Here is a 21,850-nt window from a genome sequence, read left to right as displayed (position 1 = left end):
TAGGTTACACTCATTCAAGGTTTATTTTGGAAGCGTGGCAAACCGCGTATAATAATCTCACCCTGTGACCTTCCAATCATCACAGCGGCCTAGCAAACCTCTATAAATATAATCTTCGTTTGTCCAGATTGGTGTTGCGACTCGCAACAGACCAGCGCCCAATAATTAGTTGTGTGGCCTTTTTCATATGTGCCACGCACGCTCTATAAGTGAATTACTTTGTCCATAGAAAACAATACTCCTGCAAACGTGACGTTTGCTGATTTAAATTTATGCGAGCCTGTGCAGCGCGCGATTGCCGATGCCGGCTACACCATTCCTACGCCGATCCAGGCGCAGGCCATCCCTTATGTGTTGCGCGGCGGCGACCTGCTGGCGGGTGCACAAACCGGTACCGGAAAAACGGCTGGTTTTACCTTGCCGATTTTGCATCGCCTGTCTGAACATCCTTTAAATACACCAGCCGGTAAGCCACGTTGCCTGATTCTTTCGCCTACGCGCGAGCTGGCTGCGCAAATTGGTGAGTCTGTCACTACTTACGGTAAATATCTGCCACTGAAAAGCATGGTGGTGTTTGGCGGTGTGGGCGTGAATCCACAAATCAACCGCTTGCGCAAACCGGTGGATATCCTGGTGGCGACACCGGGGCGTTTACTGGACCTGGTGCAACAGAAAGCGCTGGATTTGTCCGGTATCGAGATCCTCGTGCTGGATGAAGCCGACCGTATGCTGGATATGGGCTTTATCCATGACATCAAGAAAGTACTGGCTTTGCTGCCGAAAAAACGCCAGAACCTGCTGTTCTCGGCCACCTTCTCAGACGACATCAAGAAACTGGCGGATAACCTGCTGAATGCACCTGACCTGGTGGAAGTGGCACGCCGCAATGCGTCGAACGCGTTGATCGAACAGAGTGTGCACATGGTGCCGCAAGCGCATAAACGCGCAATGGTCAGCCACCTGATCAAACAGAACCAGTGGACGCAGGTGTTGATTTTTACGCGCACCAAACATGGCGCAAACCGCCTGGCAGAAAAATTGGTGAAAGATGGCATCCCGGCCATGGCGATTCACGGCAACAAGAGCCAGAATGCGCGCACGGCGGCTTTGGCCGAATTTAAAGCGGGTACGATTCCGGCACTGGTGGCGACCGATATTGCTGCACGCGGGCTGGACATTGACCAGTTGCCGCAAGTGGTCAACTTTGAGTTACCGAATGTGCCGGAAGATTATGTACACCGCATTGGCCGTACCGGGCGTGCAGGCAGTAGCGGCGCGGCGATTTCACTGGTCGATCGCGAAGAGCTAGGCATGTTGAAAGACATTGAGAAGTTGATCAAGCGTGAGATTCCACGTGTGGCGGTGGAAGGCTTTGAACCACCGGAAAAAGGCAGTGAAGAGCCGGATCGTCCGCCACGCGGCCAGAATCCGCGCGGGCAAGGTAATGGTCGCCAGAAACAAGGGCAGCCGCAGAAATCTGCCAGTAATGCGAATAACCAGAAATCTCCACAACAGCGTCCGTCACAGCCAAATGGTCAACGTGCGGCGCAAGGTGACGCCAACAGACCTGCGCAGGGTAATGCAGGTCAGCGTAATGGCAACCAGGCGAATAAGCCTGCACAACATCGCCAGGGCGCTAATGCTCAGGGTGGTAACCAGGGTGCTGGTCAATCACAAGGCAATAGACCTCAAGGTGCAAATAGGTCTCAAAATGGCAATAAGCCACAAGGTGCGTTGTTTACACCTAAACCAGGTGCTAACGCTAACAGGCAAAACCCGAAAGCGCGTTAATGCAGATTTGGGTGGATGCTGACGCGTGCCCGGTGGTGATTAAGGAAATCCTGTTCCGCGCCGCCGACCGCGCAAAAATATCCACCATTTTTGTTGCCAATAAATTGCTGCGGGTGCCACCTTCGCCTTATTTGCGGGCGATGCAAGTCGCCAAAGGCTTTGATGTCGCTGATAACGTCATTGTCGAGGCGCTGGAAGCGGGGGATCTGGTGATTACCGCTGACATCCCCTTTGCTGCGCAAGTGATTGAAAAGGGCGGTCACGCACTCAACCCGCGCGGGGAGTTTTATTCGCGCGAAAACATCAAAGAATGTTTATCCATGCGCGATTTTATGGAGTCATTGCGCGCCAGTGGTGTGGAAACCTCAGGCCCGAGTGCCATGCAATCTTCTGATCGCCACGCGTTCGCCAAACAGCTGGACCAGTTTCTGGCGCGGCTGCCACGTTAAACTTAATCTAAACCACCTGTGACATATCCCGGATGGTGATAGGCCTGGCCCGGTAAAAGCCTTGCGAGTAGTCACAAGCCATTTCTTTCAGTAAGCTCTCTTGCGCCAGCGTTTCCACCCCTTCTGCTATTAATCTGATATTGAGTTGTTTTCCCATATAAATAATGGTTTTGCACAAAGCCAGGTCGTTGGCGTTTTCTGTGATGTTGCTGATAAATGATCTATCAATCTTGACGTAATCGATCTTGAACTTGTTCAGGTAAGCCAGCGATGAGTAGCCGGTGCCAAAATCATCCAGCGCCAGCCGGATACCGTGTTCATTGATCTTGCTCAGGTTATCGACAACATGGCTGGAAGGTTCGAGTAACAGGCCTTCGGTAATTTCAAAACAAAAATGTGCGCCAGGGATATTGCGGCTGGTGATATTGGCGATAAATTGATGAATAGATTCTGACTGTGCAAATTGAATCGGCGACAGATTGATGCATATTTCAATGTCGCCAAAGTGTTGAGTTAGCGTTGTGAAATCACTAAGCACCTGTTGGAACACCCATTCGCCAAGCTCGATAATACTGCCGTTTTCTTCGGCGATGCTGATAAATACATTGGGTGGTACGGTACCGAATTCGGGGTGATACCAGCGCAGCAGCGCTTCGACCTTTTCGCAGCGCTGGTTATGCAGGTTGAAGATCGGCTGGTATTGCAGGTAGAGCTGATGCCTTTCCACCGCATGGCGCAATTCGTTGCCGAGCTGGGTGCGTTTGGTAAATACGTCATGCATGTTTTCATTGAACAGGATGAATTTATTCTTGCCTGTTCTTTTTGCCTGGTACATGGCCTCATCTGCAAACATGATTAGTTCTTCTACGTTGCGGCTGTTATCCGGAAACAGTGAGGCACCCATGCTGATGGAAACCAGGAATGACTTTTGCTGAATCCTGAATGGTGCTTCCATGGCCTCGATCAGCCGTGCGCAGAAAGCATGCAAGGCCTGCTGGTCCGGGTTTTCCAGCACCAGGATCAGGAATTCATCGCCACCAAAGCGGGCGATGATATTGGGTTCGGGAATGATGGATTTGAAGCGGTCAGCCACTTTGATCAGCACTACATCGCCAATGGCATGTCCGGCGGTATCGTTGATTTCCTTGAAATTATCGAGATCGATAATGATGACACCAATCTTATTCAGGCTGATGACAGACTGGTTTAGGGCTTCCGACAGTTTGGATTTCAGGAAGTAACGGTTAGGCAGCTGGGTCAGGAAATCATGGTTCGCCTGGAACCAGATTTTCTGTTCGGCTTCCATTGCCTGCTTTTTACTGGATTTATATAGTTTGATTAGTTGAAAAAGCAACACTACCGCAAAAAACGAAATGGTGAATATCAGATACTGAATGAACGGATTCTTAGGTTCGATTTTCCAGGTGTCCAGCAAGTCCGGCGGATTGGTGCCGATTTGCAGTACGGCTTTGTTCATTATGCTTTGCAACAAGGGATGTTCATCGCTGGTGGCCATATACACTTTACTGGTGATGGGCGTGGTGCCGCTTTTCCTGATCGATTTAATCTTGTGATAGTCGATGTGGTAATCCAGCACCAGTTCGTTGCCGATGTAGGCATCTACCTTGTGTGCGTCCAGCTGGTCAAATGCGTCATCAGCGATATCGAACAATTTGAGCTGGATATCCGGCACCGCGGCTTTCAATTCCTGCGCAACCTCACCATTTCTGAACACAGCAACCGTCTTCTGTGAAAGCTGGTTAAGGTTGGTGCGGCCAGGGGTTAAACCTCCTGATGAAGCGACATAAATAGCATTGGTGATATCAAGGTACGGCGTGGAAACCAGGCGAAAACCTTCAGGCAGATGCTTGTTACGGATGCCGGTGATTAGCTCTACTTGATAGGTATTGATGTTGGGGTGGTATTCAACAATGGTGAACTTCAAACCTGTTAGCAAGCTGATCTCTTCCAGGTAATCCACCGAAATACCGGCATGTTTTTGATTCTCCAGTTGAAACTCAATCGGCATCCAGCCATTCTTGACAGCAACACGGACCTCAGGATGTTGCTTTATCCAGGCTTTTTCCTGTGCTGACAATGGAAGGGATTGTGCGAGGCTTGCCTCTGGAAAGTGGCCGGGTTCCGCTTCTTCAGCAACCGCCCATATGGAAATACATGCACTAATGACCAATACCAGCAGATTCAACATACGTAAACGAGATGCGGTTAAACGTGCTAATCCCATCTTCTTCCTTAAAGTTTATGCATTACGGTGATGTCAATCAGGCTGAAATCCCCGGAATGAATCAGCTGATAGCTGATTGATGATGTATTGATCATTATATTTATATTTAAGAGGGAAGAGCCAACACTTTCATTTCTGTTTTACAACCATCTCAGCCTTTGAAGCCTGCCTGGTTGAACGAAGCACTAGGAGTGCGACTTTTCCTACATCACATTCAGAAGAAACAGCATGGTGCCTCTGAAGGTAATTCCGCATGATTGAGCCTACTAAAACAAAGCAGTCAAACCAGGGATTGCTAAATTTATTGATTCAACTCTACTTACCAGGAGATCACCATGAGAACAGCATCAAATGTGACACCAAAGAAAGCTACACCAGCGACTGCCGTAAAACACGATGTGATCGTGTTACTGAAAAACGACCACGACGAAGTCAAAAAACTATTCAAGCAGTTTGATAAGCTGGCTGAAAAAGGCGATACCAAAGGCAAGGTCAGCATTGCCAATAAAATCTGTTTAGAACTGATTGCACATACTATCGCGGAAGAAGAAATTTTCTATCCTGGTGCTCGTGCTGCTACCGAAGATGACGCACTGATCAATGAAGGGATTGTTGAGCATGAAAGCGCCAAAGAGTTGATTGCACAGATCCAGGAAATGGACCCTGAAGATGAAATGTACGATGCAAAAGTCACCGTGCTTGGTGAGTACATTAATCACCATGTGGATGAAGAAGAGGAAGAAATGTTTCCTGAGGTAAGGAAATCCAAGGAACTGGATTTGCGTGCATTGGCCGTGACTTTTACCGCCCGTAAAGAAGAAATTCTGGGCAAACTGAATGGCAACAACGGTGAAATTAACGCCCAAGAATTGAAAACATTAGTTGGCGTGCCAGCAAAACACTAATGCTTTTGAGTAGGCAAACGCCTGATTTTAGAGTTATTTAGAAAAGACCCGGGGATTGTTTCCCGGGTCTTTTTCTTTGCATTAAAGATGGCGGTTAGTGTTGGTAAACGCTGAAATCCTATGATTGGTACAAATGATTAGCTTTGATGTAATACAGCACTTTATCGGGTATTCCAGGGACGGATGCAATCTCTCGCTGGCCTAACGCTTCGCGAATGCGCGTGGATGAAATATCCGGTGGTGTCACAGGCAAGTAACTGATAAAGCCATGCGCATTCTCGGTAAATTGCTCTGCTGCATGAGCAATATTCACCAGCCTGTTTTGATGTTCGGTATGCAACTGTAACTTTTGTTCAGCATCTGCTCTATGCACGACCAGCAAATGGCAGTAATCGAGTAGCTCCAGCCAGCGGTGCCAGGTCGGCAGTTTGAGGTAACTGTCTTGTCCCATGATCAAACACAGTGATTGATCCGGCAGGCGCTTGCGCAATAAGTGCAATGTTTCTATCGTATAGGATGGACCCTGGCGATCAAGTTCGCAGGTATCCAGGATAAATTCAGGATGATCCGCAATCGCCAACTGGACCATATTGGCTCTATGCCGTGCAGTGACTGCCGGAATGGCTTTGTGTGGCGGGATAGCCGATGGGATAAAACGTATCTGGTTGCAGTGCAAAGTATCGAGCACAGTTTTTGCGAGCACCAGATGCCCATTGTGGATGGGGTTAAAGGTGCCGCCAAAAATGCCTATCAATTCCATCTGGGTAGTTTTTTCAGCCTATCAATGAAAATTTGAAAATTGCATCAATCGAGTGCCAGTACAAGGCGCACGCAGCGCAGAAACCGCAATGTACAAATAGTACATGAGGATATCGAGCACTGCGGAACGCCGTGAAGCGCTCGATTTACGCAATTTTAAGCGCGAACGTGGCCGTCACCGAGGACGATATACTTCAGCGACGTCAGTCCATCCAGACCGACCGGGCCGCGCGCATGCAGTTTGTCAGTAGAAATCCCGATCTCTGCGCCAAAACCATACTCAAAACCATCGGCAAAACGGGTGGAGGCATTGACCATCACACTGCTGGAATCCACTTCACGCAGGAACTGGCGTGCTTTGGTGTAATTCTCGGTCACAATCGCTTCGGTATGCTGGCTGGAGTGCTGGTTGATATGCGTGATCGCTTGTTCCAGACCGCTGACTACCTTGCACGAGATGATCGCATCCAGGTATTCGGTAAAGTAGTCTTCTTCAGTCGCAGCAATGGCTTGTGGCACTAATGCGAGTGTTTCTTCGCAACCGCGGATTTCAATGCCTTTGGCAATCAGCATCTCGGCTAATTTAGGCAAGGCGGTACTGGCAATGCTACGCGCGACCAATAGGGATTCGGCCGTGTTGCAGGTACCCAAGCGCTGGGTTTTGGAATTCTCCAGAATACGCAGGGCTTTATCCAGGTCGGCATCGTCATCCACATAGACGTGACAATTGCCATCCAGATGTTTGATCACTGGAATGCGTGCTTCATTGCTGATACGCTCGATCAGGCCTTTGCCGCCGCGTGGCACGATCACATCCACATATTGTTTCATGGTGATGAGTTCGCCAACCGCCGCGCGGTCAGTGGTTTCGACCACCAGTACCGCCGCTTGTGGCAGGCCGGCTTGCGCCAGGCCCTGATGAACTAATTTAGCAAGCGCCTGGTTGCAATGGATGGCTTCAGAACCGCCACGCAAAATACAGGCATTGCCGGATTTGATACACAAACCGGCCGCATCCACCGTCACATTTGGGCGGGCTTCGTAAATAATGCCTATAACGCCCAAAGGGACGCGCATCTGGCCGATCTGAATACCGGAAGGACGGTATTTGAAATTGCTCATTTCGCCGATAGGGTCAGCCAGGCTGGCGATTTGTTCCAGGCCTTCTGCCATGGTGGCGACAGATTTTTCGCTCAGCGCCAGGCGGTCCAGCATCGCTTCTTCCATGCCATTGGCTTTTGCAGCATCCAGGTCTTGCTGGTTAGCGGCGAGCAGGGCTTTTTCGTGATGGCGGATCAGTGCAGCGATATTGCGCAATGCCTGGTTCTTGGTATTGGTATCCGCTTTCGCCATCAAACGGGAGGCGGCACGCGCCTGCTCTCCCAGTTCTTTCATGTAGTGTTTAATATCCATAACCTGTTATTTTATCCTAAACCCACTTCACCCAAAAATTAGCGTGTTCTTGTTGCGCCGGCTCTTGCCGATTTACTTGCTGCCATCCTGGCGATACCGGTACACAGCCTGGATAATTCCAGCCAGGCATCGCCATCGCCTACACCTTTGGCAATGCGGTCAATGTCTGACAGTTTTTGCAGTGCAGCTTCGATATGTTTTTGCGGTAAAAATTCCAATGCGCGTTTAACTAATTGCTGGCGGTCACCAAATAGCCTGGCCTGGGTCAGTGCATTTTGCATGGATAGCCCGCTTTGCATGGCCAACCTGACTTGCAGCAGCGGACGGAATAACCATACCAGCGGGTTCATGACAGTGACAGCGGTTTCACCTTCTTCACGCAGGCCTTCGATAATGCGCAGGATACGGCTTTGGTCACCGTGCAACATAGCTTCCCCCAATTGTGAGACATCGAAACGCGCGACGTTCAGCACACATTGGCGGATCGCTTCTTCAGATAATGGTCCGGCAGGATATAACAAGCCCAGTTTCTGGATTTCCTGATGCGCTGCCAGTAAATTACCTTCTACCTGCTCGGCAATAAACCGGCGCGATGCTTCATCGGCCGTCTGTTTCTGTAAGGCCAGACGCTGGCCTATCCAGTCAGGTAACTGGGCCAGTGGCACCTGGTTATGTATCAGCACTACGCCATGTTGTAACAAAGCTTCATACCATGCGCTGTTAGTCATGTCGCGGTCAGGCGCGGGCAGGGTGATGATAATAGTGGTGTCAGCTGCCGGGAGTTCGGCTAATTGCTGCAAGGCTTTGCCACCTTCAACACCGGGTTTACCGGTCGGAATATTAATCTCAAGGATGCGTTGTTCGGCAAACAGCGAGAAGCTTTGCAGAAACTGGCTGACTTGCCCCCAGTTGAAGTAGCGCTCTACGACAAAGCTGGCACGTTCCTGCGCACCGTGCTGACGTGCCGCTGCGCGGATTTGATCGATCGACTCGGTAATTGAGAGGGGCTCATCACCGGCCAGTATGAACAAATGCTGTTTGGGTGGCAGGTGCAGTGCCAGTTGCGCAGCCTGGATGCGCATAGGATTACTCGGCTTTTTTCAATGCTGACAAGCGACGCAAAATGCCGTTTAACACATCGGTTTGCATGCTTTCGGTCAGCATTTTTTGTTCTTGCTGTTTAGCCAGCAAGTTGGCATCGTTATAGGTGTAGTCTCGACGACTTTCCATGATGAGGGGCAGTGACCAGGTAGGCTCACCGGTCGCTTTAGTGCGGTAATGCACGCGATAATATAATTCATATTCACGCACCACACCGGTACCGCTCAATGACAGAATGCGTTGCTCATTTTCTTCCTTGAGCAAATCGATTTGTAATTCAGCATCCTCCGGGCTACTCGCCACTTTGATACCTTGCTCGGTCAGCGATTTGACAAGCGTTTTTGTGATAGAGGCACTGCCAGAGATATGAACGCTCTTGAACGCAATCGGCGATGGCTGGCGCAGTTGAAAGCCGCATGAAGTCAATGCTGCCATTAATACCAGCCATGCACAATTTTGCAGCAACCAGGACGGTGAAAACCGGGTCAGCAAACTGGGTGTCAGGCGGGTAAACAGCATGGTCATCCTTTCAACAATGCTTAGCCAGCGGGCTAGGCAACCACAATATTAATTAATTTATTAGGCACGACAATGATTTTTTTGACGCTACCTTCGTTCAGGAATTTCTGTACGAAATCCTGATTCACCGCCGTGGCTTCAATCTGTTCTTTAGCCATGCTTTTCGGGATATTGATACTGCCGCGCAGCTTGCCATTCACTTGTACCACATATTCTACCTCGTCCTGTACCAAGGCCGAGTTGGCCGGTTCTGGCCATTTAGCCGCCAGGATATCTTCACCCAGATTCAAGGTTTGCCACATCATTTGTGAAATATGCGGTGCGATGGGGGACAACACACGCAGCAAGATCGCATAACCTTCAAAAGCCACTGCCTGCCAGTCCTTTTCTGCGTCTTTCTGTACTTTTTCCAGTGTATTCAGCATTTTCATGCAGGCAGAAGCCACCGTATTGAATTGCAGTTTGGCCAAGTCTACATTAGCCTGTTTCAATATTGTATGGATTTCGCGCCGATGATTAGCCAGTTCGCCAGTCAGTTTGTTCGGCATTTCCACCGCCTGCGTTCCAGACAGCAAAAAGCCAAAATTCCACACGCGTTTGAGGAAACGATGCGAGCCTTCGACACCACTGTCAGACCATTCCAGTGTCTGTTCCGGCGGCGCAGCAAACATCATGAAGAAGCGTGCAGTGTCAGCACCGTATTGCTCTATCAACGATTGTGGGTCGACACCATTGCGTTTGGATTTGGACATGGTCCCTATGCCCTGGTAATCGATTGCCGAGCCATCGGCGACCAGCCTGGCGCCGGTAATCTTGCCGTTATCATCGTGGATCAGTTCGACTTCTTCCGGCGCAAAATATTCAATGCCGCCTTTAGCCGTACGGCGTGAGAAAATATGGTTGAGCACCATGCCTTGTGTCAGCAGATTGGCGAACGGCTCATCATAATTCACCAGGCCCAGGTCACGCATGACCTTGCTCCAGAAGCGCGAGTAGAGCAGATGCAGGATGGCATGCTCGATGCCGCCAATGTATTGGTCTACCGGCATCCAGTGATTGGTCTGGGCATCGACCATGGCGTCTTCGCTGAAGCCAGACGCATAGCGTGCGTAGTACCAGCTGGAATCAACAAAGGTATCCATGGTATCGGTTTCGCGCTTGGCCGGTTTGCCACAACTTGGGCAAGCACAATTCAGGAAGTCTTCGCGTTTGTTGAGCGGATTGCCGGAACCATCCGGGACACAGTCTTCCGGCAGCCTGACCGGTAACTGGTCATCCGGTACCGGCACACTGCCACAGCTTTCGCAATGGATGATAGGGATAGGGCAGCCCCAGTAGCGTTGGCGGGAAATACCCCAGTCACGCAGGCGCCAGTTGGTCTGTTTTCCGCCCAGGTCTTTTTCTGCCAAGTCGGCTGCCACGGCATCGATTGCTTGCGCATAGCTGAGGTCATTATATTTGCCGGAGTAAATACACACCCCTTTGCTTTTATCGCCATACCATTCCTGCCAGGCAGCATGGTCAAACGTTTGATCAGGCAGGCTGATGACTTGCTTGATCGGCAGACTATATTTTTTTGCAAAACCAAAATCACGTTCATCATGCGCAGGCACGGCCATCACTGCACCCTCGCCATAAGTCATCAGCACGTAATTACCAACCCACACCGGCACGTGTTCCCCAGTTAAAGGATGCATAACGGTCAGGCCGGTATCCATGCCTTCTTTTTCCATGGTCGCCATGTCGGCTTCCATGACTGAACCCTGTTTGCATTTATCGATAAAGGCTTGCAATGCAGGATTATTCTTTGCGGCATGGGTAGCCAGTGGATGTTCTGCAGCCACCGCACAGAAAGTCACGCCCATGATGGTGTCGGCGCGGGTGGTGAACACCCACAGTTTGCCGTCATCAATCAAACCGTCATTGTCCTGAATGAGATGTGTGAATGCGAAACGCACGCCTACACTCTTGCCTATCCAGTTGGCCTGCATGGTTTTCACCCGCTCTGGCCAGCCTGGCAGTTTATCCAGGTCATCCAGCAGCTGCTGGGCGTGACCGGTGATATTGAGGTAATAGCCCGGAATTTCGCGTTTTTCTACCAGTGCTCCTGTGCGCCAACCGCGGCCGTCTATCACTTGTTCATTTGCGAGTACGGTTTGATCGACCGGATCCCAGTTCACTACCTGGGTTTTTTTGTAGGCAATGCCTTTTTCCAGCATGCGCAGGAACAGCCACTGGTTCCACTTGTAGTATTCAGGCTGGCAGGTCGCCAGTTCGCGACTCCAGTCAATCGCAAACCCGAGTGACTGTAACTGCTTGCGCATGTAAGCAATGTTGTCATATGTCCATTGTGCTGGCGGAACCTTATTCTGGATCGCAGCATTCTCCGCCGGTAAGCCAAACGCATCCCAACCCATAGGTTGCAACACATTGAAGCCCTTCATATGGTGGTAACGGCTTAACACGTCACCAATGGTGTAGTTACGTACGTGACCCATATGCAACTTACCGCTTGGGTAAGGAAACATGGATAAGCAATAGTACTTAGGTTTGGTGCTTTCAGGCTTGGCTAGAAAGCTTTGTTTGGCGCCCCAAAATTGCTGTGCCTGTTGTTCAACTTCTTTAAATGGATACTGCTGTTGCATGTGGATTGGGGACGTGATTACAAAAAAGTAATTATACCTGAGAACCCTGCAGCTTGTGGTTGGTGAGAGATACGACAGGCAACGGCCAATACACTTGCTGGTTGATATAAACCAATTGAAACCGGTATCGGTTTTTATCAACCGACCTCTCCGCCGGGCATAGGCCAGGCGGCATTAGGGAAATATATTATTTATGTAAATTAATCAACGAGATAATCATTGTCGAAGATTTTTGGTGTGGATGTTGCTAAACAACGTGCACAGTTTTACAACGAGAGGATGAAAAGGAATGCACAAACCTAATAAAAAAATCATGGTCGCGGCCACAAGCTTGGCGATAAGTGTGAATGTTTTAAATGCACTGGCTGATCAGACAAATAGCCTGGATGTTGGCCCTGTCATGGTAAAAGGCATTTTGCCGGATCGGCTTGAAACAGTACCAGGATCTTATTCAGTTGTGGATGAAAAGGCACTGAACGAGCGTAGACCGTTTTCAATTCAGGAAGCGATTAATAATGTGCCGGGCGTGCATATTGTGGGTGAAAACACTTTTGGCCTGGGCGTTAATATCGGGGTAAGAGGGATGGATCCAAGACGAACATCGCGCACATTATTGATGGAAGATGGCATGCCATTGTTCTTGGGGCCCTATGGCGATCCTTCCGCACATTACACGACCCCTATCGAACGTGTACAACGGATTGAAGTGGTCAAGGGTTCAGGCCAGATTTTGTATGGCCCACAGACGGTGGGTGGCATGATTAACTTTGTGACCAAGCCGGTACCGAAAAACGGGTTTGAAGGTAGTGTCACTGGTATGGTGGGTAACAATGACTTTACCGGGTTTGCCGCAAACCTTGGTGTGGGTGGTGAGCAGGGTGGCATTATGATTGATGCGATACAGAAAAAAGGCGATGGCATCCGCAAGAACCATGACTTTGAAATGCGCGAGTTGATGGTAAAAGGCCAATTGAACCTGACTGAGAGCCAAAGAATCATTGCGAAAGTGGGTTACTACGAAGAGGATTCGCATGTCTCTGAAACCGGCTTGGGTGCAGTGGAATATGCACAAGATAAATACCAGGCGCCAACTGGCAAGAATGACCGGTTTGAATATCAGCGCAAGTCATTGCAATTGCAGCATATATTCGATATCAATGCGAATGCTACTTTAACCACCAATGCCTATTATGTAGATGCTTTCCGCACTTCTTTCAGGCAAATCAACGAGTCTGGTAGCTTAGGCGGCGTTTCTGTCATGGACAGGTGTACTGGATTGGGGCCTGCGACAGTTGCTAATGCTGAGCAGTGCGGCGGTCGCCATCGTCCTAGAAGCTATGATTACTATGGTTTTGAACCACGCCTGGATATCAAGCATAGTCTATTTGGGATTGATAGCACGGCAGTGGTCGGATTTCGTTACCATGAAGAAGGCAACAAGCGTCAGCAGTTCAGGGATGGTGATCCACGTGCGCAAAGTTTGTCTTATGCCAAGGCATTCGGTGATTTCAGGGAAGATATCCGTATTGATATTGAAGCTAAATCTTATTATGCGCAAAACACTTTTTACCTGGGGGACTGGACATTAACCCCGGGTTTGCGTGTTGAAGATTATAAAAAGAAAATCAATGTGCTGCAGGCCGAGGGCGATCCACAAGGGTTTGCTAAAACCAACAGCCAGACAGTGTGGTTGCCAGGCATAGGCACCACCTGGAATGGGATTGCGAATACGACAGTATTTGCAGGGATACACAGAGGATTTGCACCTCCAAGGCCTTCACGAGATATTGACTTTGAGATGTTAGCTGGCCTAGATGCGATTAGTAGCACCAAAGCTGAAGAAAGCACTAACACGGAAATCGGTGTGAGGTCTTCCTATTTTAAAGGCGTTGGTTTTGAAGCCACATTGTTTAATGTCGATTTTGACGAAATTGTGATCCAAAGAACTGCGGGTAATTTTGTCAATGCCGGAAAATCGCAAATGACCGGTGTGGAACTGGCAGGGCGTATAGATTTCGGCAGAATTTATGACAGTCCGCATAATTTCTACATTGCTGGTAATTACACAAACCTGTTTACTGCCAAGTTTGACAAAAACACTGATCAGACCACCAGCGGCAACCGTTTGCCGTATGCGCCACGCGATATAGCTTCCCTCAACTTTGGGTATGAGCATCCGATTGGTTTCAATGCACGTATCGGTGTGGATTATGTCAGCCAGCAATATGTCGATCCGGACAATACGACAGTTGAGGTACTGAACGGTCAGGAAGGCAGGATCCCAGCCTATACCTTGTTAAATGCTTCGCTTAACTTTAGGCCAGTTGGCTCAAAGCTAACCTATTTTATGAGTGGACATAACCTGGCCGATAAAGAGTATCTGATCAGCCGTGTTGACGGTAAAGTGGCAGGACGACAGCGCCAGGTGTTTGCTGGTATTCGTTATGATTTCTAGAACAGAGAGAACACTCTAATTCCTGAAGCAAATAAAAAGCTCGCATCAAGCGGGCTTTTTATTAAACAAAAATGACTATTTCAATGCTGCAAAGATCTCTTCTTTAATCGCATTCAATTCACCGAGGCCATTGACCTTGACGTATTGTGGTGCGCCAGCGACACCGGATTTTGCCCAGTCTGAGTAGTAACCAATCAGTTGTTCTGTCTGGTCGTGATACACCTGCAAACGTTTGAGCACGACTTCTTCTTTGTCATCCTCACGCTGTACCAGCTCCTCACCGGTAGCATCATCTTTGCCAGCGACTTTTGGCGGGTTGAATTTGACATGATAGGTACGGCCTGAAGCAGGATGGCTGCGGCGACCGCTCATACGTTCGACAATCGCTTCATCAGGGACATCGATTTCCACGACATAATCAATCGCAACGCCAGCATTTTTCATTGCTTCCGCTTGCGGGATCGTACGTGGGAAACCATCAAACAGGAAACCATTGGCGCAATCTGCATCTTTAATGCGTTCTTTCACCAGGCCGATAATCACTTCATCCGGCACCAGGCCGCCTGCATCCATGAATTTTTTGGCTTCCAGGCCAAGCTGAGTACCTGCTTTGACAGCTGCACGTAACATATCACCAGTAGAAATTTGCGGGATGTTGTATTTTTCTTTGATGAAAGTGGCCTGAGTACCTTTACCGGCACCGGGTGCACCCAGCAGAATCAAACGCATGTCATGCTCCAGAAGATTGTTTTTGAGGAAATAAGGATTATATCAGGCTAAAAAACGCTGACCTATACTCAATTGGCCTAAACTTAATTGGATTGCCTTAATTAGCGAGTGGATGATCAGCAACATGATTGCTGATAGTGACAAACTGGGCGACGCTCAGGTTTTCGGCCCTTAACTGGGAGTCGATATCCAACGCAATAAAGCCGGCATCATCCAGCAAGCCTTTGAGTGTGTTGCGCAACGTTTTGCGGCGTTGCCCGAAAGCGGCCATCACCACTTTGGCAAATAATGCTTCATCAGTCGCCGGATAGGGCAATTGTGCAAACGGCACACAGCGTACGAACGCCGACTCCACTTTAGGGGCAGGCTCAAATGCTTCCGGTGGCACGGTGATCAGGTATTCCATTTGCAAACGGTATTGCAGCATCACTGAAAGGCGTCCGTACTCGGAAGTGGAGGGCGCTGCCACCATGCGCTCTACCACTTCTTTTTGCAGCATAAAGTGCATGTCGATAATTTGCGCCGTGTTTTCGAGCAGCTTGAACAGGATAGGGCTGGAGATGTTGTAGGGCAAATTACCTACCACGCGAATACGTTCGCCAAGCGTACCAAAGTCAAATTTCAGCACATCTGAATTATGAATGCTGATTTTTTCGGCAGGGTAAAAAGACTGCATCCATTGAATAATGTCGCGGTCGATTTCAACCACGTGCAGATGATCAAGGCGTTTGAGCAAAGGTTGGGTCATGGCACCCAGGCCGGGGCCAATTTCAACCATCAGGTCATCAGGTGCAGGCTGAATCGCGGTGATCAGGCTACCGATAATGCCTTGGTCAGTGAGGAAGTTTTGGCCGAAGCGTTTTTTTGCTAGGTGTTTCATCTATGTTCTTAAATGGCTGTATGCCAGTTGGATTATATGCCCAGGGTTTTAGGCGCTGGTAGCAGTACGCTTGTGTGCAATTTCTATGGCCAGATTGACAGCGCTAAGCATACTGCCTACGTCAGCTTGCCCCGTCCCGGCTATATCCAGCGCTGTGCCATGGTCTACCGAAGTGCGGATAATCGGCAAGCCTAGGGTGACATTCACGCCCTCACCGAAACTGGCATGCTTGAGCACAGTCAGCCCCTGGTCGTGATACATTGCCAGGAACGCATCTGCTTTAGCCAGGTTTTTCTGTGAAAACATGGTGTCGGCTGGCAATGCGCCTATCAATTGCATGCCTTCTGTCCGTAAAGCATCCAGCACCGGGTTGATGGTGTTGATTTCTTCGTCCCCCAGATAACCATTTTCACCTGCATGTGGATTGAGGCCCGCGACATAAATGGTCGGGTTGGAAATGCCAAATTTTTGAACCAGGTCTTGATGCAAAATACGCAAAGTAGTGATCAATGACTCCTGGGTGATCGCGTTGCTCACCTGCGTAAGTGGCAAGTGCGTAGTGGCTAGTGCCACACGCATATTGCCACCGACCAGCATCATCACGACCTGGGCAGTATGGGAGGTTTCTGCCAGGTACTCGGTATGCCCGGTAAACTTGATGCCAGCATCATTTATAATACCTTTGTGTACCGGTGCGGTCACCATGGCATCGAATTCATTGGCAATACAGCCGTCGCGTGCACGATCCAGCATGGTTAATACATACTGGCTATTGCTGGCATCGAGGCTACCTGCGGTCACCGCTGCAATTGCAGGAACCGGTAAAACGCACAAACTGCCATCCCCCGCATGTTCTGCCGGAGTGTCACGATAGGCATGCAGAGTCAACGGAAGGTTTAATTCGGCAGCCCTTGCTTGCAAAGCATGTGGATCGGCCAATATCACCAGCGCGGCCGGTAACGCTTTATGCGCAAGTTTGACACAGATATCCAGTCCTATCCCGGCAGGCTCACCAGAGGTAATCGCAATGCGGGGGAGCTTAGTCATCCGGTTAAGATTTATCGTTTAGTATTTAAAACTTGGCTTGCTAGAATTTATCTTCTAGCCGCAATTCGACGAACGCTTTATCGCGCAACTCGTGTATCCACTCACTGTACGCTTCTTCAGCTTTACGTGCGCGGATTTCCTGGCGCGCTTTCAAGCGTTTGGATTCTTTCGACATATCCTGTTTGCGGCGTTCGATCACCTGGATAATATGCCAGCCAAACTGGCTGCGCACCGGCGCACTTACTTCGTTCGGTGCCAGTTCGGCCATGGCTTTTTCGAATACCGGGACGGTGTCGCCAGGGTTGATCCAGCCCAGATCACCACCATTAGATGCACTGCCGTCGTCAGAATATTGACGGGCCATGTCCTGGAAAGGGGTGCCGTGATCGATACGTTCTTTAATGGAATCGATTTTTTGCTGCGCTTCTTTATCAGAGAGCACTTCATTGGGTTTAAGCAAAATATGCCGCACATGGGTTTGCTCAACGATCAAGCTGCTGGCACCTGCGCGTCTTTCCTTCAATTTAAAAATGTGTACGCCGCTACCACTGCGGATAGGCCGGGATATACCGCCTACGTCCAATGTTTTAATCAATTCTACGAACTGGGGAGGCATTTGCTGACCACTACGCCAGCCGAGGTCGCCACCTTCAAGCGCATTAGGCGCGTCGGAAAAGTTAGCTGACGCTTTCTCGAAACTCATGCCTTCTGACATCGCTTTGATCGCCTGTTCGGTACGCGCCTTGGCTTTCTGGATATCTTCAGGAGAACTGTCCTCAGGCAGGCGGATCAGAATCTGGGAGATATTAAACTCGTCCAGATCGCCTTCTTTTTCCTGTGAACTCAGGTAGTTATCAATTTCCGCTTCGCTAATATTGATTTTATTGTCGACATCGCGCTCTCGCAGGCGGGTGAGGATAATGTCATTGCGGATATCTTCACGAAATTTGTAAAATTTGGTGCCATCTTCCTCGAGCGCTTTTTTAAAGGCTGGCATGGTTAAATGGTTTTGCTCGGCAATGCGCTCTATGGTTTTATCGAGTTGCGCATCATCTACTTTGATCCCGGTTTGCGAAGCTAATTGCAACTGTAAATTGTCGACGATCAGGCGTTCGAGAATTTGCTTTTGCAACACATCATCCGGTGGTAATTCCACGCCTTTTTTGATCATTTGCGTCCGAACAGACTCTATGCGGTCCAGCATTTCGCGTTCTGTGATCACTGACTGGTCGACCACGGCGATAATCCGGTCCATCTTTTCGATGGATGGTTTATCAGCCGCGTGAATATTTGCTGAGGTGCATAACAAAAGTGCAACACCCATTGCGGAGTGTAAAAATGGTGATAAATATTTCATCATTGGGTATTCTGGTCTCTGTAAATTCCCGGGATGTCATTAGTGCGCATGTAAGTTGGAATGTTGCGCTTGATGACGTTTAATGGGTTGGCGCCGATGGAAGTCAGTCCACCGAGTTCGAGTTGAAAGAACATCGCATAGTTCGCGTCAGCAGTCGCTGTTTGTACGCGCTGCATTACGCCCCTGGCCTGCCAGCAACCCGCATCATACTCCAGACCGGCCAGAAGTTGTACGGCGTTACCGTCACGAATAGAGTAGTTCAGGCGGCCAACACCATACCATCCGGCGCCCAATGGCCATTGGCCTGCCGTATCAAATTGCTCAAGGACGTTTGCAGTGTAGCGATAGCCAAAACTGAATGATTTACCTGGTTCTGGATTGTAACGTAGCAAGTAATTGTTCCGTTCCATATTGCCTCTGTCAGGGTCATATTGCCAGTACGTATCCAGATTCAGGCGGCTGGAAAGTCTGGCAGTAAACGCAGCCAAAATGTCTGATGACTTGCGCGAATTTGGCGTGGTATTCGGTAAGTAAACCTGTAAATCATCAAAGTAGAATCGTTGACCAACGGTGCCGCTGAGACGTTCAATACCGGTTTCGCTATCGATCAAGCGACTGGTCACAGCTAAGGTAATCTGATTCGCATTGTTGATGCGGTCAACACCACTAAACTGGTTTTCATAGAAAATAGAGTTCTGGTTCAAGGTAGTAAAAGCCGTATCGAAAATCGGAATTTTGCTCTGATCATGATAAGGGATGTACAAGTAGTAAGCACGTGGCTCTAGCGTGTGGGTGTAGGAAGTATCGAACAGGCTGGTCTGCCGGTCAAAATACACCCCTGAATCCAGGCTGGCAATCGGTAATGTCCTGGTTATCTGGTTATATTCTTCCGAGTAACCGACTGGCAGGTTATTACTCAAGCTGTATTGCGTACTCTGAACCCCTATTTTAGGAGTGACGTAGCCAAAAGCGTTTTTCATCGGGTAGGAAATAGAGGGGTAAACATTTAACCTGCTACCCTCAGGCACTTTGCCCATTTCATCCATGCTACTGAAATTTACATACTGCGCGCCGGTCTGCGTGGTGAACCCTTTCCACTCATCGTTATAGCTCATGGTCAGCTGTGGTAGGCGCTGATAGACATAGGAGATGTTGTCCAGGTTCTGGTAGCGCTGCACCGTACCATTGAATGTCAAATGCTCGCTGTTGTAATTCAAAAAAGCGGTTTGCGGCAGGTTAACCCGTGAAGTAACCTGGATCCTGGTTGCCATTTCTGAAAAGTATTTATCGTCCGAAACCTTCTCAAGGTTATAACCGCCAGACCAATGGCTACTGAATTTTTGCAAATGCGAGAGTTTTGCATAAAAGCGGTTCTGCCCGGTCATGCTGTCGTTATCCAGGTATTCAAAGCTATTCGATCCGGAATAACTCTCATCAAGATAACGGAACTCACCCTGCAATTGTACGCCGCGTTTGCTAAGTACGCGGGTAGCAATCGTCGCGTCCATGTCCGGACTAATATTAATATAGTAGGGCGTCAGCAGTTCGAAACCACTTCTGGAGGTAGAGCCCCATATTGGTGCCAGAAGGCCGGTTTTACGCTGGTTGTTATATGAAAAACTCATCCATGGTGTATACAGGATAGGCACGCCTTTAAATTCAACGTAAGCATTTGTCGCTTCACCGGTACGGGTGTAGTCGTTCAATTCCAGGCTGGTGGTTTTGATATACCAGTCGTCAACATCAGCAGCACAGGAAGTGTAGCTGGCATTCTTCAGCCGCTTGATGTTTTGCCCTTCAAAAAAGACCTGCTTAGCTGACGCGCGGATATTGTCAAATGAGGTTTTATTTTGCTGATCACTGTAAGCCGGATTGTCCTCCAGGTAGCGCTTGGGATCGCTGACTAAAATCGCATCATCACTCAATAGTTCGCTGCTGTCCTGATTGCTAGGGCGAGGCGGAGCACTTTTGAATTCGATTGTGACATCACGCATTTCACCGATGTTTTCGCTCAGACGCATGCGTAACATCGGACCTTTGATGGTGGTTGTTCCCGCTGAAATAACTGCATTACCATCAACCTGCAGCTCATCATTTTGTATGTCATAACGGATCTCGTCACCGTTGACTTGCTGGCCATCTTTGCGGATGACGGCATTGCCACTGGCCCACATCTGGCGCTCCATACGCAGTTTTAGCGTGTCACCTTCAATTTCGATTGCACCAGGCAATGTGGTGTTTTCGGCAACAACCACAGGGGGTTTGGTCACCTCATCGGCACGTGCATGCATGGCCGCAAGTGAGCCGGTGGCGACCAAGGCCAAAATAAAACGCATGCCGCGTTCGCGCGAAGAGGAAGAATAAACTTGCAAGTTAGTCAAAGAGTGATAATTTCAGTAGGCTCTGCATGTCGCAGAGTGGTTGTATGCATGCAATTTTTTCCACCTTGCGATTTGCCCCATTCAATTGGGCTATATTATTCATGAAAACGCTTAAAAAGTCATTTTTCACTTAAAATGTGAGCCGCATTTTACCAGCAAGCACACAAGCTTGAATCGCTTATTAATGATCCGGGAAAATTTGTGGATAGAACACAACAACTTGAACAATGGCTGGCAAAAGTAATTGACCAGCCTTTTACGCTGACAACCGCTTCTGCAGATGCCAGTTTCAGGCGCTATTTTCGCGTCCATTTACCGCATGAAACCTTGATTGCGATGGATGCGCCCCCACCGCAGGAAGACTGCCAACCTTTTGTCAATATAGCCGGAATATTGCTTGCGGCCGGTTTGAATGTCCCCAGGGTGGTGGCCCAGGAGCTGGAGCAAGGTTTTTTGCTGTTAAGCGACCTGGGAAATGATACTTACCTGTCCAAACTGACTGCCGATAATGCCAAGGCTTTATACGGCGATGCCTGTCAGGCGTTGATTCGTATGCAACTGGCGACCGATAAAGAGGCTTTGCCACCCTATGATGCCGCGTTGCTGATGCGGGAGTTGCAGCTGTTCCAGGAATGGTACGTCACTAAACATTTAGGTAAAACATTGTCAGCAGAACAACAGGCGGTGATAGACAAGACGTTCGCGTTACTGATCGACAATATTCTGCAACAGCCGCAAGTCACGGTGCATAGGGACTACCACTCGCGCAATCTGATGATCACCTCAGAGAATAATCCTGGCGTGCTGGATTTTCAGGATGCTGTGATAGGCGCGATCACTTACGACCTGGCTTCTTTATTCAAAGATGCTTATATTGGTTGGGATGAAGACCAGCGCATGGATTGGGTGGTGCGTTACTGGCAGGCTGCCAAAAAAGCCGGCTTGCCTGTTAATGAAGACTTTGGCGAATTCTATAAAGATTTTGAGTGGATGGGTGTCCAGCGCCATATTAAAGTATTGGGCATTTTTGCGCGTCTGTACCACAGGGATGGCAAAAACGGCTACTTGAAAGATATGCCTTTGGTGATGCAATATTTGCAGGCGGCCTGTGAGCGTTATGTAGAGTTGCGACCGTTTCTCAAACTATTGCTGGCACTGGAAAAGGCAGACTAAG

The 21,850-nt window shown here is 49.1% G+C and carries 16 protein-coding genes; 5 read left to right on the top strand and 11 right to left on the bottom strand.

Annotated features, from left to right (window positions below; translation table 11 throughout):
* The first annotated feature begins 219 nt into the window (after positions 1–219).
* The gene (locus tag VK958_RS04810; protein WP_325239438.1) at positions 220–1,791 is read left to right on the top strand and encodes a DEAD/DEAH box helicase; all 1,572 of its coding nucleotides are present in this window, start codon (positions 220–222) and stop codon (positions 1,789–1,791) included.
* Entirely contained in the window at positions 1,791–2,240 is a 450-nt protein-coding gene (locus VK958_RS04805; RefSeq protein ID WP_325239436.1) for a YaiI/YqxD family protein, read from the top strand. The genes VK958_RS04810 and VK958_RS04805 overlap by 1 nt, the downstream gene beginning before the upstream one ends.
* 7 nt (positions 2,241–2,247) lie before the next feature.
* Here VK958_RS04805 and VK958_RS04800 read toward each other — a convergent pair whose 3' ends face one another.
* Entirely contained in the window at positions 2,248–4,485 is a 2,238-nt protein-coding gene (locus VK958_RS04800; RefSeq protein WP_325239435.1) for an EAL domain-containing protein, read from the bottom strand.
* Between the two features lie 335 nt (positions 4,486–4,820).
* Between VK958_RS04800 and VK958_RS04795 the strand changes: the two genes are divergently transcribed.
* Positions 4,821–5,390: a hemerythrin domain-containing protein gene (locus tag VK958_RS04795; RefSeq protein ID WP_325239434.1), complete on the top strand. Its 570-nt coding sequence runs from the start codon at positions 4,821–4,823 to the stop codon at positions 5,388–5,390.
* 118 nt (positions 5,391–5,508) lie between these two features.
* On the opposite strand, the gene nadD is transcribed toward VK958_RS04795, so the two are convergent.
* The 5 genes from nadD to leuS form a co-directional block, all read right to left on the bottom strand.
* Positions 5,509–6,150, bottom strand: a complete 642-nt coding sequence (nadD, locus tag VK958_RS04790; protein ID WP_325239432.1) for a nicotinate-nucleotide adenylyltransferase — start codon at positions 6,148–6,150, stop codon at positions 5,509–5,511.
* 155 nt (positions 6,151–6,305) lie between these two features.
* Positions 6,306–7,562: a glutamate-5-semialdehyde dehydrogenase gene (locus VK958_RS04785; protein WP_325239430.1), complete on the bottom strand. Its 1,257-nt coding sequence runs from the start codon at positions 7,560–7,562 to the stop codon at positions 6,306–6,308.
* Between the two features lie 38 nt (positions 7,563–7,600).
* Entirely contained in the window at positions 7,601–8,644 is a 1,044-nt protein-coding gene (gene holA, locus VK958_RS04780; RefSeq protein ID WP_325239428.1) for a DNA polymerase III subunit delta, read from the bottom strand.
* Positions 8,645–8,648: 4 nt separating this feature from the next.
* Positions 8,649–9,182 (bottom strand): LPS-assembly lipoprotein LptE, encoded by a 534-nt coding sequence (locus VK958_RS04775; RefSeq protein ID WP_325239427.1) that lies wholly within the window; start codon positions 9,180–9,182, stop codon positions 8,649–8,651.
* 32 nt (positions 9,183–9,214) lie between these two features.
* A complete protein-coding gene (leuS, locus tag VK958_RS04770) occupies positions 9,215–11,827 on the bottom strand; it encodes a leucine--tRNA ligase (RefSeq protein ID WP_325239426.1) in 2,613 nt (870 codons plus the stop codon).
* A 289-nt stretch (positions 11,828–12,116) separates the two neighbouring features.
* Between leuS and VK958_RS04765 the strand changes: the two genes are divergently transcribed.
* Positions 12,117–14,282, top strand: a complete 2,166-nt coding sequence (locus VK958_RS04765) for a TonB-dependent receptor family protein (protein WP_325239425.1) — start codon at positions 12,117–12,119, stop codon at positions 14,280–14,282.
* 75 nt (positions 14,283–14,357) lie between these two features.
* Here VK958_RS04765 and adk read toward each other — a convergent pair whose 3' ends face one another.
* The 5 genes from adk to VK958_RS04740 form a co-directional block, all read right to left on the bottom strand.
* Positions 14,358–15,011 carry an adenylate kinase gene (adk, locus tag VK958_RS04760; protein WP_325239424.1) on the bottom strand — a complete coding sequence of 218 codons (654 nt, stop codon included), beginning with the start codon at positions 15,009–15,011 and terminating at the stop codon, positions 14,358–14,360.
* Positions 15,012–15,108: 97 nt separating this feature from the next.
* Entirely contained in the window at positions 15,109–15,891 is a 783-nt protein-coding gene (gene rsmA / locus VK958_RS04755) for a 16S rRNA (adenine(1518)-N(6)/adenine(1519)-N(6))-dimethyltransferase RsmA (RefSeq protein ID WP_325239423.1), read from the bottom strand.
* Positions 15,892–15,939: 48 nt separating this feature from the next.
* Positions 15,940–16,938: a 4-hydroxythreonine-4-phosphate dehydrogenase PdxA gene (pdxA, locus tag VK958_RS04750; protein ID WP_325239422.1), complete on the bottom strand. Its 999-nt coding sequence runs from the start codon at positions 16,936–16,938 to the stop codon at positions 15,940–15,942.
* A gap of 40 nt (positions 16,939–16,978) precedes the next feature.
* Positions 16,979–18,298, bottom strand: coding sequence for a peptidylprolyl isomerase (locus VK958_RS04745; protein ID WP_414683846.1), 1,320 nt, complete (start codon positions 18,296–18,298; stop codon positions 16,979–16,981).
* Positions 18,295–20,631, bottom strand: a complete 2,337-nt coding sequence (locus VK958_RS04740; protein ID WP_325239421.1) for an LPS-assembly protein LptD — start codon at positions 20,629–20,631, stop codon at positions 18,295–18,297. Before VK958_RS04740 ends, VK958_RS04745 begins: the two co-directional genes overlap by 4 nt.
* A gap of 246 nt (positions 20,632–20,877) precedes the next feature.
* On the opposite strand from VK958_RS04740, the gene VK958_RS04735 reads away from it, so the two are divergent.
* A complete protein-coding gene (locus tag VK958_RS04735) occupies positions 20,878–21,849 on the top strand; it encodes an aminoglycoside phosphotransferase family protein (RefSeq protein ID WP_325239420.1) in 972 nt (323 codons plus the stop codon).
* Position 21,850 lies beyond the last annotated feature (1 nt).

The organism is Methylophilus sp. (genome assembly GCF_035460085.1).
In the GTDB taxonomy this organism is placed as follows: domain Bacteria; phylum Pseudomonadota; class Gammaproteobacteria; order Burkholderiales; family Methylophilaceae; genus Methylophilus.
The sequence above is the reverse complement of the archived record's forward strand: the minus strand, read 5'-3'. Positions and strand labels throughout refer to the sequence as shown.